The sequence below is a fragment of the Pseudonocardia sp. NPDC049154 genome, assembly GCF_040648315.1.
Lineage (GTDB): Bacteria > Actinomycetota > Actinomycetes > Mycobacteriales > Pseudonocardiaceae > Pseudonocardia.
In genome coordinates this window covers 1-13135 of record NZ_JBEZDN010000179.1, presented here as the reverse complement: position 1 = coordinate 13135, position 13135 = coordinate 1, and the positions used below count along the sequence as shown (strand labels likewise).

Genomic DNA, 13135 nt, shown 5'->3' with positions numbered 1-13135 from the left:
CGACCCCGAGGAGTGGAAGCAGGAGATCCCGCTCATCGAGGAGTGGTTCGCCAAGGTCGGCCACAAGCTGCCGACCTCGATGCGCGACGAGCTCGAGAACCTCAAGCAGCGCCTCGGCGTCTGACCCGAGCCGCACGGACGGCCCGCCCCGGATCTCCGGGGCGGGCCGTTCCGCGTTGTGCGGGGTCCCGTCCGGGTGCCGTGATCGTCGCCCCGGCGCGTGATCCGGCGATCTCCGCAGGAGCGACCTACGATGCGCGCGGCCGAGGCCAGTTCCTGGCGCAAGGCCGAGGCGCAGGCTGATCGTCGTCGATCGAATCGGGGAGTCATGGCCGCACACGGAGGAGGGTCCGGGTTCCGCTGGAGCCCGTGGAACCTGCTGCTCCTTGTCCCGCTGTTGATGCTCGTCACACCGTGGTTCAACAGCACGGACCCGGTGGTGTTCGGGATGCCGTTCTTCTACTGGTCGCAATTCCTGTGGGTGCCGGTGGGCGTGGTGTGCGTGCTCGTCGTCTACCTGCGGACGAAGGGCGACGGCGAGTACGCGCCCGACGTCGACGAGCGGGTCGACGACCTCGACGAGGGGGCGCGCCGATGATCCAGTGGGTGGAGCTGTCCGTCTTCGTCGTCCTCTTCCTCGTGGTGACGGTGATGGGCTTCGTCGCCTCGCGCTGGCAGCGGGGCGGCGGGCTGGACCACCTCGACGAGTGGGGCCTGGGCGGGCGCAAGTTCGGCTCGTGGATCACCTGGTTCCTCGTCGGCGGTGACCTCTACACGGCCTACACCTTCGTCGCGGTGCCCGCGCTGATGTTCGGCGCCGGCGCGCTCGGCTTCTACGCGCTGCCGTACACGGTGGTGCTGTACCCGATCGTCTTCCTGCCGGTGCTGCGGCTGTGGTCGGTCTCCCGGGTGCACGGCTACGTGACCCCGGCGGACTTCGTGCGCGGCCGGTACGGCAGCTCGCTGCTGGCCTTCCTGGTGGCGGTCACCGGCATCGTCGCCACGATGCCCTACATCGCGCTGCAGCTCGTGGGCCTCGAGGCCGTGCTGCGGACCATGGGGCTCAACGGGACCGGCATCGCCGGGCACCTGCCACTGCTGGTCGCCTTCGTGATCCTGGCGGTCTACACCTACCAGTCCGGGCTGCGGGCGCCGGCGCTGATCGCGTTCGTCAAGGACATCCTGATCTACCTGGTCATCCTCGTCGCCGTGATCTACCTGCCCGCGAAGTTCGGCGGCTGGTCGGCGATCTTCGGCGCGGCCTCGGACAAGCTGGCCCAGCCGAGCCCGGCGACCGGGCGCCCGCAGGGCTCGATCCTGCTGACCGGCAACAACCAGCTGCAGTACATCACCCTGGCGCTGGGCTCGGCGCTCGCGCTGTTCCTCTACCCGCACTCGCTCACCGGCGTGCTCGCCTCGCGCGGGCGGGACGTGCTCAAGCGGAACATGGTGGCGCTGCCGGCGTACTCGCTGCTGCTCGGGCTGCTGGCGCTGCTCGGCTACGTCGCGATCGCCGCGGGCTCCAAGCCGATCACCAACAACGCGACCGGGCGGGCGGACACCAACACGATCATCCCCGTGCTGTTCGACGGCCAGTTCCCGGACTGGTTCGCGGGCGTCGCGTTCGCGGCCATCGGCATCGGGGCGCTGGTGCCGGCGGCGATCATGTCGATCGCGGCCGCCAACCTGTGGACGCGCAACATCTACAAGGAGTACATCCACCGCTCCGCGACGCCGGCCCAGGAGGCGCGACAGGCCAAGCTGGCCTCGCTCGTCGTCAAGTTCGGGGCGGTGGCGTTCGTGCTGTTCGTCGACCCGCAGTTCTCGATCGACCTGCAGCTCATCGGCGGCGTGATCATCCTGCAGACGCTGCCGGCCGTGGCGATCGCGCTGTACACGCGCTGGCTGCACCGCTGGGCGCTGGTGACGGGCTGGCTCGTCGGCATGGCGTACGGGATGTACCTGCTGTACCTCATCCCGAACCCGGCCGCGAACAAGGCGCACTTCGGCGGGTCCGCGCTGCCCCTGGACAAGCTGACGGTCTTCGGCTGGCACCCGTTCGCCGGCTCGCAGGTGCAGATCTACGTGGGCTTCGTGGCGCTGATCCTCAACCTGGTGGTGGCCGTCGTCGCGTCGGCGGTGCTGCACGCGCTCAAGGTCGGCAACGGCGCCGACGCCACCCAGGGCCCGGACTACCACGCCGACGAGGACTCGAAGCGGCTCAAGCCGGTCGCGGACGTGCTGACGCATTGACGCATTGACGTCGACCGCGGGGTGGACGCCCGGCGCCCGGTCGGGCGAGCGCGGTGTGCTCGTGCGGCCGAACGAGCGCACCGCGTGACCGGACCGTCCCGTATGTGTTGCAGGACCACGCCACCGGGGTGGAACATCGGGGCCGCCTGAGCGATACCCCCGGTGACCGCCGGGAACGGCGGTGGCGGGAGGTGAGTGATGGCGGAGATCCGACGTGTGGTCCGCCACCTGCACACGGCGGGTACCGGGCGGGACGGTGAGCCGGAGGAGGAGCCCGTGGCGGAGGGTGCCGACGACGCCGATCCACGCCCGGGCGCGCCCCGGGAGGGCGGCGAGCTGGGCGACCTCGTCGAGCGGCTGGCCGAGCGCGCCGCCGACGAGGCGGAGGCCGCCGCTCCGGCAGGTGGCACAGCCGAGCCGCCCCCGGCCGACGCGGCGACGCTCGCCGCCGCCGAGCAGGTGCGGGCCCGGATGGAGGCAGGCACCGCACCGGCCGGGCTGCGCCGGCTCGCCGAGGCCCTCGCCGGGGCCGAGGCCGCGACGGGGACGGACGCCGTCGCGCCGGTGGTGCCGCGGCAGCGCACCGCGTCCGAGAACCCCGCACCGCTCACGGACGTCGTCGCGGCCGTCCGCACCGAGTCCTTCCTGGTCCTCGAGGGTCACCGCCCGACCGAGATCGCGGCGGCCGTCGACGATCTCGCGCGGGCCGGGCTGCGGGTCGCCGTGACCGCGGCCGACCTGGCCCGGCTCGACGCCGTCGCCCCCACCGTCGACCGGCTGCCGGCCCTCACCGGCCCCGAGCAGCGCGAGCTGCGGCTGCTCCTCGCCACCGCCACCCCGGCCCGCCGGGACCACGCCGGGCGCGAGATCCCGCCGCCGCCTGCGTTCCCGCCGGTCGACGAGATCCGGGCCCTGTGCGCCAACGCCGCCGGGGCGGCGCGAGCGCGCACCGGCGCACCGGACCTGCTGCGGGACGTCCTCACCACGCTCGACGAGCCGCGGCTCGCGGCCGTCGCGGGCGTCGCCCGCGCGATGCGCGCCGCCCTCGACACCCTCGGCCCGCGCGAGTCGTGGGCCTGGCCGCTGCTCGCCGACCTCGTGCACTCCCGCCACCGGCCGGTGTTCGACGCGTTGCGGTCGGCCTCCGCCGCGGCCCTCACCCTCGCCGACCGCTCGCGGGACCTCCCGCTCGTCACGCTCGCGGGCGCGCTGCCCCCGCACGCCCACGAGCTGCTCGTCGACTACCGCGAGTTCCTCGACTCCGGCGGCCGCGCCCGGCGGCGCTTCCGCAACGGCGTGCAGCGCGAGGTGCAGCCGGTCCTCGACCTGATCCGGGTGGGCGGCCAGGTCCCCGCCGACGCCCGGTCGGTGCACGCCGCCGTCCTGCACGTCGAGCTCGCGGGCCGGCTCACCGCGGTCGACGAGGGGTGCCGCGGCCTGGGCATCCCGACCCCGGACGACGTCGGCGACCTGCGCGCGCTCGTCACCGGGCTGGACCTGGTCGACGAGGCGGCGCGGGCGGTCGGGCAGCTGCGTCACGACGTCCTGTTCCTGCACCCGACCTCGCCCATCGCCGTGCCGGACCTCGCCGCGGCCGAGCGCGTGGCCGCCGGGATCCTCGACGTCGCCGAGCACGGGTCCGCCCCCGAGGCGGCCGCCCGGCTCGACGCGATCGCGGACGGGCTCGCCGGCGACGCCCCGCTCGCGGAGCTGGCCGCGGGGCACCGCGCGGCCGTCGAGGCCCTGCGGGCGCGGGACGACGAGGCGTACGAGGTCGCGCTCACCGTCCTCGAGCCGGCCCGGCGGGAGGCCGCCGACCAGGCCCGCTGCGACGAGCTGCTGGCCCGGCTCCGCGCCGAGGACCCGGAGGCGGCGCGGGCCTACGCCGACGGTCGCGGGTTCGTGTGGAGCGTGCCGCTGGAGTCGCTGCTGTCCCGGCTGCCGTCCGACGACGTGCTCGACGCCGTCGTGGTGCTCGACGCCGCGGAGCTCTCCGTCGAGCGGCTGCTCGTGGCCGCGGCGGCTCCCCGTCTCCTCGCGGTCGCCGACGCGCACCCCGCCGACGCCGGTCCGACCGTGCTCGGGGCGCTGCAGCGTGCCGAGGCCCCGGTCGTCGCCCCGCCGCGCCCGCCCGACCCCGGCGGCCGGGTGGTGCACCTCCCCACGGCCCGCCGCCCCGAGACGCCGCGGCGGGAGCAGGCGGGGGCCTGAGGGGGCTTGAGGGGTCAGCCCGCGGCGCGCAGGGCCGAGCGGATGCGGTCGAGCAGCACGAACGGGTCGTCGGCCGAGGGCTCCTGGCGCTCCCAGCGCTCCCCCGAGACCGTCGGGATGTAGAGCACCCAGCGGCCGCTGTCGCGCTCGTTGCGCAGCTGCGCGAGCGGGGTCGAGGACCACACCGCGCCCAGCTCGGGGAACGCGGGCGGGCGGCGGTCGAGGATCGTGACGTGGTCGCCCACGGTCGTGTAGGCGATCCGGCGGTGCTCGCGCTCCTCGGCGGACAGGCAGTCCGCGCACCAGTCGGACAACCGGGTACGGATCTCCTCGGGCACCCCCATGCCCGCAGATGATGACGTTTGGCGGCCCGCCGGGGAAGGACCACGCCCGGGATGTTCTCCGCCGGTGACCGGCCCGCCCCCCGCCCGAGCGCTGTCGCACACCCGGCCGGCCGTCGCACACCTGCCCGTGCACCGTGGCACATCCGCTCGCTGCCTCGGCCTGTCGACGGCCCGCGCGACGCCTCGCGGGTGTGCAACAGGAGCGGTGTTCGCGCGCTCCCCAGCGGGTGTGCCAGGCCTCTCCGGGTGTGCCGCGCCGCTCCGGGGCTTCGCCGAGACGGAGAGGCTCTGAGGCATGTCCGCGCGGCTTCCGCGAAGGTACGGTCGCGGCCATGGGAGATCACGCGGTGAGCCGCTTCGGGCACGTGGAGCTGGAGGACATGCCCGAGGACCTGCGGGACCGGATCGGTGCGATCGCCGAGAAGTCCGGGTTCGTGCCCAACGTCTTCCGCGCCCTGGCGAAGCGCCCCCGCGAGCTGCGCGCCTTCCTCGACTACCACGACGCGCTGATGGACTCGGACGAGGGCCTGAGCAAGGCGGAGCGCGAGCTGATCGTGGTCGCGACGTCGGGCGCGAACCACTGCACCTACTGCGTGGTGGCGCACGGCGCGATCCTGCGCATCCGCGCGAAGGACCCCGAGATCGCGGACCGGGTCGCGACCAACCCCTATGCGGTGGAGCTGAGCCGGCGCGAGCGGGCCATCGTGGACCTCGCGCTGCTGATCGCCACCGACTCCGCCGCCCTCTCCGACGCCGAGCTCGACGACGCCCGCGCCGCCGGCCTCACGGACGACGAGATCTGGGACGTCGGCGCCATCACCGCCCTCTTCGCCCTCTCGAACCGCATGGCCCACCTGACGGCGCTGCGGCCCAACCCGGAGTTCTTCCTGATGGGCCGCCTGCCGCGCTAGGCCGTGTCTCCCAACCCGCCACCACCGCTCCCGGCGCCCACGCCGTCCCCGCCGGCGTTCCCGGGCCACCCGAATACGCCCGGTATGAGGGCGACCCGGCGGCCTTGCCGGGAACAACGTGGATCACCGGGCCCGGCGGCGCCAGGTTGAGAGACACGGCCTAGTCGGCGGCCCGTCCGCAGGCTCCTAGGACCACACGGCGGCGGCGTCGACCGCGAGGTCGCGGAGCAGCCAGCGGTCGAGGATCGCGGCGTAGGTGCCGTCGGCGATGAGCGAGGCCAGCGCGGCACGGACGGCCGGGGCGGCGCGGTTCTCCACGATCATGCCGGCCGTGCCCTCGCCGTACGGCGCGCTCGGCAGCGCCAGCTTCCCCTTCCCCAGGACGACGGCGTGGCCGGCGGCCGGGGCGTCGGCGACGAAGGCCTCGAGCTGGTCGGCGAGCAGCCGCCGGGTGGCGTCCTCGGCGCCGCCGACCGGCACGATCTCGATCTCCGGCCGCCGGTTGTCCGTGCAGTGCAGGTTCTCCTCGGTGACCGCCGCGTGCTGCGCCGACCCGGCGACGACGCCGATGCGGTGCCCGCAGAGCGTGGTCGGCTCGACGCGGTCGGGGTTGCCGGGCGGCGTGACGATCGCGGTGCGGGCCCCGAGCCACGGCAGCACGCTGCCGCCGAGCGGGGCCTCGGGCACCGGGACCGGCAGGATCCCGACGTCGTGCCGGGCGCCCACGAGCGCTCGCGGCAGCGCCGTCGCGGACACCCCGTCGGCCAACGACCGCAGGCCGAGCCGGGCGGCCAGCGCGGCGCCGAGCTCCTCCTCGGCCCCGCTCGCCGGCCGGGCCACGCCGGGCACGGCGACGCGCAGCGTCCCGCCCTGCAGCGTCGGCGGGAGCATCGCGACGAGCGCCGGATCGACGGCCACCTCGGGCAGCGGCTGCTGGACGACGCCGACGGGCGGCGCGGGCGCGGTCGCGCAGCCGACGCCGCCCACGAGCACCGCCCCGGCCGCCACCACGGCCGCGACGAGCCGGGTCAGTCCTCGGATGCGCACCCCACGATCGTGTCATCCCGCCAGGTCGGCGCCCGATTCGGGTGCTTCGCCCGCTTCCGCGACACCCGCCACGGCGTCGCGGAGACCGGGCGCAGTCACCGGCCCGGCGCACCGGCCGGAGCTACAGCACCTTCGACAGGAACGCCTTGGTCCGCTCGTGCTGTGGGTTGCCGAGCACCTCCCGCGGCGCGCCCTGCTCCACGATCACGCCCTCGTCCATGAACACGAGGGCGTCGCCGACCTCGCGGGCGAAGCCCATCTCGTGGGTGACCACGACCATCGTCATGCCCTCGCGCGCGAGCCCGCGCATGACGTCGAGCACCTCGCCGACGAGCTCGGGGTCGAGCGCCGAGGTCGGCTCGTCGAACAGCATGAGCCGGGGTGACATGGCGAGCGCCCGCGCGATGGCGACGCGCTGCTGCTGCCCGCCGGAGAGCTGCGACGGGTAGTTGTCCCGCCGGTCCGCCAGGCCCACGCGGTCGAGCAGCTCGACGGCCCGCGCCTTCGCGGCGGCCTTGTCCTGGCGGCGCACGACGACCGGCGCCTCCATGACGTTCTCGATCGCCGTCTTGTGCGGGAAGAGGTTGAACCGCTGGAACACCATGCCGATGTCCCGGCGCTGGTGCGCGACCTCGGACTCGCGCATCTCGTAGAGCTTGCCGCTGCGCTCCCGGTAGCCGACGAGGTGCCCGTCGACCCGCAGCCGCCCGGAGTCGATCCGCTCCAGGTGGTTGATGCAGCGCAGCAGCGTGGACTTGCCCGAGCCCGACGGCCCGATCACGCAGCTCACCTCGCCGGGCTGCACGACGAGGTCCACCCCGCGCAGCACCTGCGTGGGGCCGAAGCTCTTGTGGATGCCGAGGGCCTCGACCATGGGCGTCATGCGGCGGCCTCCTCCGGCGTCCGGCGCAGAAACCCGAACAGCGACGGCCCGGGCGGCCCGGTCTGCAGCCCGCGCCCGTAGCGCCGCTCGATGAAGCCCTGCCCGACGGACAGGATCGACGTCAGCGCCAGGTACCAGATCGCCGCCACGATGAGCAGCGGGATCGTCTGGAAGTTGACCGAGTAGATCCGCTGCACGGACGTGAGCAGCTCGAAGTACCCGATCACGACGACGAGCGACGACGTCTTCAACATCGAGATCGTCTCGTTGCCCGTCGGCGGGATGATCACCCGCATCGCCTGCGGCAGCACGATGCGGCGCAGCGTCTGGGCGCGGGACATGCCCAACGCGCCGGCCGCCTCGGTCTGGCCGTGCTCGACCGAGGCGATGCCGCCGCGCACGATCTCGGCCATGTACGCGGCCTCGTTGAGCCCGAGGCCGAGCAGGCAGGCCGCGAACTGGTTGATCAGCTGGTTGGTGTCGAACGAGACGAACTCCGGCCCGAACGGGATCCCCAGCGACAGCCGCGGGTAGAGCGCCGACAGGAAGTTCCAGAACAGCAGCTGCGCGATCAGCGGCGTGCCGCGGAACACCCAGATGTAGAGCGCGGCGACCGAGCTGAGGATCCAGTTCGGCGACAGCCGCATCACGGCGAGCAGGACGCCGCCCACGATGCCGATCACCATCGACAGCACCGTCAGGACCAGCGTGTTCTTCAGCCCGTTGAGCACCGGCGGCGAGAACAGGTAGTCGCCGACGACGGGCCAGCCGAAGCCCTCGTTGGTCAGGATCGTGTGGACGAGCATGGCGGTCAGCACCGCCAGGACGGCGACGGCGACCCACCGCCCCGGGTGCCGGACCGGGACGGCGTTCATGGGCTCGGGACGGCCCGGCGGAGCTGACATCGGGCCGCTCAGGCGTTGATCTGCGACGTCGGGATGGACCCGTTGCCGACGTTCCACTTGTCGAGGATGGCCTTGTAGGTGCCGTCGTCCATCAGAGCCTGGATCGCGCCCTGGACCGCCTGCGGGAACTCGGCCTGCCCCTTCTTGAGGACGACGCCGTAGGGCGCGGTGTCGTACGGCTCGCCGACGACCTCGACGGCCTTGTTCGTGGTGGTCACGGCGTAGGCGGCGACCGGGGAGTCGGCGAGCATGCCGACGATGCGCGACGAGGTCAGGGCGAGCGTGACGTCCGTCTGCTGCTGCAGCTCGGTCACCTGGATCGCCGGCTTGCCCTGGGAGGTGCACTCCTGGCTGCGGGTCACGACCTCCTCGGCCTGCGTGGTGCCGGCCTGGACGCCGATCGCCTTGCCGCAGAGATTGTCGGGGTTCAGCCCGTCCGGGTTGCCCGCCTTCACGGCCAGGCTGGTGCCGGCCGTGAAGTAGCTGACCATGTCGACCGTCGCCGTGCGCTCGGGCGTGATCGAGAAGGACGACATGCCGGCCTCGTACCGGGCGCCGTCGATGCCCGGGATGATCCCGGAGAACTGGCTGTTCTGGAACTCGGCCTGCAGTCCCAGCTTCTGCGCGAGCGCCGTGCCGAGGTCCACGTCCATGCCGATGATGGTGCTGCCGTCGGTGTCGGTGAACTCGTTGGGCGGGTACGAGGCGTCCGTGCCGAAGACGAGCTTGCCGTCGGCGGAGACGGAGGCGGGGACCTTGGCCGCGAGGGCGTCGTCCTTCGCGGCCGCCGGGACGGCCGGGGCGGAGCTCGCGCCGGCGCCGCCGCCGGAGCCGTCGCCGCTGGAGCCGCACCCGGCCAGGACGACGGCGAGGGCCGCCGCGGCCAGCGCGGCGGGGATCGTTCGGGTTCGGGCGGACACGCCGGCACCTCCTCATCGATCCGCGCGGGGTGGCGCGGTCGTCGGGATGCTGCCACCTGGCTGCCGGAAGGACATCCCGGAACGATCGTCCGTTACCCGACGGACACATGGTTGGCCGCCGCGGATCGCGGGAACCAGGACATATCACCGGGCGTTGACGGTGCAGGACGGACGGTGGACGACACCGGACACGACGGGAGGAGCGCCATGGCGGGCTTGTTCAAGAAGCTCGGCGCGCTGGCGGGTGCCGCGGAGGCGGCGCGCCGCTACGCGAAGAAGAACCCGGACAAGGCCGGGAAGTACGTCGACCAGGCCGCCCAGTTCGTCGACAAGCAGACGAAGGGCAAGTACTCGGGGCAGATCCACGGGGCCGCGCAGAAGGCCAAGGGTGCCGCCGGCATCCACGGCCAGCAGGGCCGCGGCGGACCCCAGCAGGGCTACGGCCAGCAGGGGCAGCCGGGCTACGGCCAGCAGGGCTACGGGCAGCAGGGTCCGACCGACCCGCCCAGCGCCCCGTACCGCGGCTGACACCCGCGACGCGCACGCGCGGCCCGGTCACCTCGCCGAGGTGGCCGGGCCGTCGTCGTCCCCGGGGTTGATCGTTCCGAGGCCCGAGGATCGGACGCCGAACGGAGCCGTGGCCCCACGCACGGCCCGCCGCCCGATCCTGTGGGATCCGGCGGTCCCCCTGCCGGCGCGAGCCGTGCCACTATCACCTCAGAGGACGTCCGGCGCGGGGCGGCCCACACACCCGAGTGGTCCGCCGCCGGCCGTCCGTCGGCCCGCGGGCGGTGTGCCACAGCACGGACCCCGCGTGTCGTGAGCACGAGGAGGAACGCGTGTCCCGTCCACAGAGCTGGGTCCCGACCGATCCCCGATCCGTACCGACCCGCGAGCACGTCCTGTCCGGACTGCACGGCACCGACGAGGGCGGCGCCGAGCTCGTCCAGCTGCTGACCCCCGAGGGGCAACGGGTGTCCGACGACCGGTTCGGTTCCTGGGCCGACGACGTCGGCGCCGAGGAGCTCAAGGGCTACTACCGCGACATGGTCCTGGTCCGCCGCGTCGACCGCGAGGGAAACGCCCTGCAGCGCCAGGGCCAGCTGGGCATCTGGGTGCCGCTGCTCGGCCAGGAGGCTGCCCAGGTGGGCGCCGGGCGCGCCGCCACCCCGCGCGACATGATCTTCCCCAGCTACCGCGAGCACGGCGTGGCGTGGTGCCGCGGGATCGATCCGACGGACCTGCTGGGCATCTTCCGCGGGACCGACCACGGCTCGTGGGACCCCATCGAGGCCCGCTTCCACCTGTACACGATCGTCATCGGCAACCAGTGCCTCAACGCCACCGGCTACGCGATGGGGCAGAAGTTCGAGGGCAAGGTCGGCGACGGGCCGGACGCCGAGGCGACGATGTGCTTCTTCGGCGACGGCGCCACCAGCCAGGGGGACGTCCACGAGGGGTTCGTGTGGGCAGCCGCCTACGACGCCCCGGTCGTCTTCTACTGCCAGAACAACCAGTGGGCGATCTCGGTGCCGCTCGAGCGCCAGACCCGGGTGCCGCTCTTCCAGCGAGCCCGCGGGTACGGCTTCCCGGGCGTGCGGGTCGACGGCAACGACGTCCTGGCCTGCCTCGCCGTCACGCGCTGGGCCCTAGAGGAGTGCCGCACCGGCAACGGGCCCGTCCTGATCGAGGCGTTCACCTACCGCATGGACGCGCACACGACGTCAGACGACCCCTCGCGCTACCGGCTCGCCGACGAGCTCGAGCTGTGGAAGCTCAAGGACCCGATCGAGCGGGTACGCGTGAACCTGGTGCGTGAGCACGGGGTGCAGCAGGACTTCTTCGACGAGGTGCAGGCCGAGTCGGACGAGCTCGCCGCCCGCTTCCGCGCCTTCTGCGTAGCCATGCCGGATCCCGGTCCGGACCGGATGTTCTCCGAGGTCTACGCCGAGCTGTCGCCGCAGCTGGAGGCGGAGAAGGCCAGGTACCTGGAGTACCACGCGAGCTTCGAGGCCGAAGGGTCGCTCGCGGGCCCGACCGTCGGAGGGGCGTGAGATGACCACCATGACGCTCGCCAAGGCGCTCAACTCCGGGCTGCGCGCGGCGATGGAACGGGACCCGAAGGTCCTGGTGATGGGCGAGGACGTCGGCAAGCTCGGCGGCGTCTTCCGGGTGACGGACGGGCTGGCCAAGGACTTCGGCGAGCAGCGCGTGCTCGACACCCCGCTGTCGGAGAGCGGGATCATCGGCACCGCGGTGGGCCTGGCGATCCGCGGCTTCCGCCCGGTCTGCGAGATCCAGTTCGACGGGTTCGTCTTCCCCGGCTACGACCAGATCGTCTCCCAGCTGGCCAAGGTGCGGTTCCGCTCGCAGGGCAAGGTGCCGATGCCGGTCGTCGTGCGGATCCCGTTCGGCGGCGGGATCGGCGCTGTGGAGCACCACAGCGAGTCGCCCGAGTCGCTGTTCGCGCACGTCGCGGGGCTCAAGGTGGTCGCCTGCTCGACCCCGGACGACGCCCACTGGATGATCCGCCAGGCCATCGCCAGCGACGACCCGGTGATCTTCTTCGAGCCCAAGCGGCGCTACTGGGAGAAGGGCGAGGTCTCGGAGACCGAGCCCGCCCCGCTGTTCTCCTCGCGGGTCGTCCGGTCCGGCGCGGACGTGACCGTGGCCTGCTACGGCCCGCTGGTGAAGACCTGCCTGGAGGCCGCGGCGGCCGCGGAGGCGGAGGGCACGGACATCGAGGTGATCGACCTGCGCTCGCTGTCCCCGCTGGACCTCGGGCCGGTGTTCGCGTCGGTGCGGCGCACCGGACGGCTCGTGGTGGTGTCCGAGGCGCCGTCGGAGGCGTCGGTGACCTCGGAGGTCGCGGCCCGGGTGCAGGAGGAGTGCTTCCACTCGCTGGAGGCGCCCGTGCTGCGGGTGACCGGCTTCGACACCCCCTACCCGCCCTCCAAGTGCGAGGACGACTACCTGCCCGATCTCGATCGCGTGCTCGACGGCGTCGACCGCGCGCTGGGGTGGTGAGCGTGCCCGAGATCTTCCGGATGCCCGACGTCGGGGAGGGGCTGACCGAGGCCGAGATCGTGGCCTGGCAGGTCGCTCCCGGCGACCCGGTCGCGGTCAACCAGATCCTGGTCGAGATCGAGACGGCCAAGGCGGTGGTCGAGCTGCCCTCGCCGTTCGCGGGGACGGTCCACCAGCTGCTGGCCGAGCCCGGAACCACCGTGCAGGTCGGCGAACCGATCATCGCGATCCAGACGGCCGCGGGGGCTGCGCCCGAGCCGGAGCCGGCCGCCGCGGCACCCGCGGAGGGCAAGGGCGCGCTGATCGGCGAGGCCGGCGCCGACGGGCGGATCGCCACGCTCGTCGGCTACGGGCCGCGGCAGGGCACCGCGCGCCGACGCCCGCGGAAGGGTGTGCCCGGCGCGGCGGCCGCGGTGGCCGAGCCCGAGGTCGCCCCGGTCGTCGCCGGGGAGGAGGCGGCCGCGCAGGTCGGTCCGGCCGCGGCGGCGGCGGCCGCGCCGGAGCTCGAGGAGCGGCCGGCGGGCCCGGAGTCGCTGGTGCCGCTGGCCAAGCCGCCGGTCCGCAAGCTGGCGAAGGACCTCGGCGTCGACCTGCGCGCGCTCGCCGGGTCCGGCCCCCGCGGGGTCATCACCCG

The 13135-nt window shown here is 73.6% G+C and carries 13 protein-coding genes; 8 read left to right on the top strand and 5 right to left on the bottom strand.

Annotated elements, in window-relative coordinates; translation table 11 throughout:
* Window positions 1-328: 328 nt before the first annotated feature.
* From AB0B41_RS40505 to AB0B41_RS40495, 3 genes are all read left to right on the top strand, one after another.
* Complete coding sequence (locus AB0B41_RS40505; RefSeq protein WP_358212338.1) at window positions 329-598, top strand: DUF3311 domain-containing protein; 270 nt, start codon at window positions 329-331, stop codon at window positions 596-598.
* The gene (mctP, locus tag AB0B41_RS40500) at window positions 595-2253 is read left to right on the top strand and encodes a monocarboxylate uptake permease MctP (RefSeq protein WP_358212337.1); all 1659 of its coding nucleotides are present in this window, start codon (window positions 595-597) and stop codon (window positions 2251-2253) included. Before AB0B41_RS40505 ends, mctP begins: the two co-directional genes overlap by 4 nt.
* A gap of 198 nt (window positions 2254-2451) precedes the next feature.
* On the top strand, window positions 2452-4464 hold the full coding sequence (locus AB0B41_RS40495) for a hypothetical protein (protein WP_358212336.1): 2013 nt from the start codon (window positions 2452-2454) through the stop codon (window positions 4462-4464).
* A 14-nt stretch (window positions 4465-4478) separates the two neighbouring features.
* Here the strand turns inward: AB0B41_RS40495 and AB0B41_RS40490 are convergent, their stop codons facing one another.
* Window positions 4479-4808 (bottom strand): hypothetical protein, encoded by a 330-nt coding sequence (locus AB0B41_RS40490; protein ID WP_358212335.1) that lies wholly within the window; start codon window positions 4806-4808, stop codon window positions 4479-4481.
* A gap of 332 nt (window positions 4809-5140) precedes the next feature.
* Between AB0B41_RS40490 and AB0B41_RS40485 the strand changes: the two genes are divergently transcribed.
* A complete protein-coding gene (locus AB0B41_RS40485) occupies window positions 5141-5719 on the top strand; it encodes a peroxidase-related enzyme (protein ID WP_358212334.1) in 579 nt (192 codons plus the stop codon).
* A gap of 186 nt (window positions 5720-5905) precedes the next feature.
* Here the strand turns inward: AB0B41_RS40485 and AB0B41_RS40480 are convergent, their stop codons facing one another.
* From AB0B41_RS40480 to AB0B41_RS40465, 4 genes are all read right to left on the bottom strand, one after another.
* Window positions 5906-6766, bottom strand: a complete 861-nt coding sequence (locus AB0B41_RS40480; protein WP_358212333.1) for a transporter substrate-binding domain-containing protein — start codon at window positions 6764-6766, stop codon at window positions 5906-5908.
* 121 nt (window positions 6767-6887) lie between these two features.
* Window positions 6888-7649, bottom strand: a complete 762-nt coding sequence (locus AB0B41_RS40475) for an amino acid ABC transporter ATP-binding protein (RefSeq protein WP_358212332.1) — start codon at window positions 7647-7649, stop codon at window positions 6888-6890.
* A complete protein-coding gene (locus tag AB0B41_RS40470; RefSeq protein WP_358212331.1) occupies window positions 7646-8554 on the bottom strand; it encodes an amino acid ABC transporter permease in 909 nt (302 codons plus the stop codon). Before AB0B41_RS40470 ends, AB0B41_RS40475 begins: the two co-directional genes overlap by 4 nt.
* Window positions 8555-8562: 8 nt before the next feature.
* Complete coding sequence (locus AB0B41_RS40465; RefSeq protein WP_358212330.1) at window positions 8563-9474, bottom strand: ABC transporter substrate-binding protein; 912 nt, start codon at window positions 9472-9474, stop codon at window positions 8563-8565.
* 207 nt (window positions 9475-9681) lie between these two features.
* Between AB0B41_RS40465 and AB0B41_RS40460 the strand changes: the two genes are divergently transcribed.
* From AB0B41_RS40460 to AB0B41_RS40445, 4 genes are all read left to right on the top strand, one after another.
* A complete protein-coding gene (locus tag AB0B41_RS40460) occupies window positions 9682-10002 on the top strand; it encodes an antitoxin (protein WP_358212329.1) in 321 nt (106 codons plus the stop codon).
* Between the two features lie 311 nt (window positions 10003-10313).
* Window positions 10314-11528, top strand: a complete 1215-nt coding sequence (pdhA, locus tag AB0B41_RS40455) for a pyruvate dehydrogenase (acetyl-transferring) E1 component subunit alpha (RefSeq protein WP_358212328.1) — start codon at window positions 10314-10316, stop codon at window positions 11526-11528.
* A gap of 1 nt (window position 11529) precedes the next feature.
* Window positions 11530-12501, top strand: a complete 972-nt coding sequence (locus AB0B41_RS40450) for an alpha-ketoacid dehydrogenase subunit beta (protein WP_358212327.1) — start codon at window positions 11530-11532, stop codon at window positions 12499-12501.
* A gap of 2 nt (window positions 12502-12503) precedes the next feature.
* Window positions 12504-13135: biotin/lipoyl-containing protein (locus tag AB0B41_RS40445; protein ID WP_358212326.1), on the top strand; the 632-nt coding region annotated here is incomplete at its 3' end.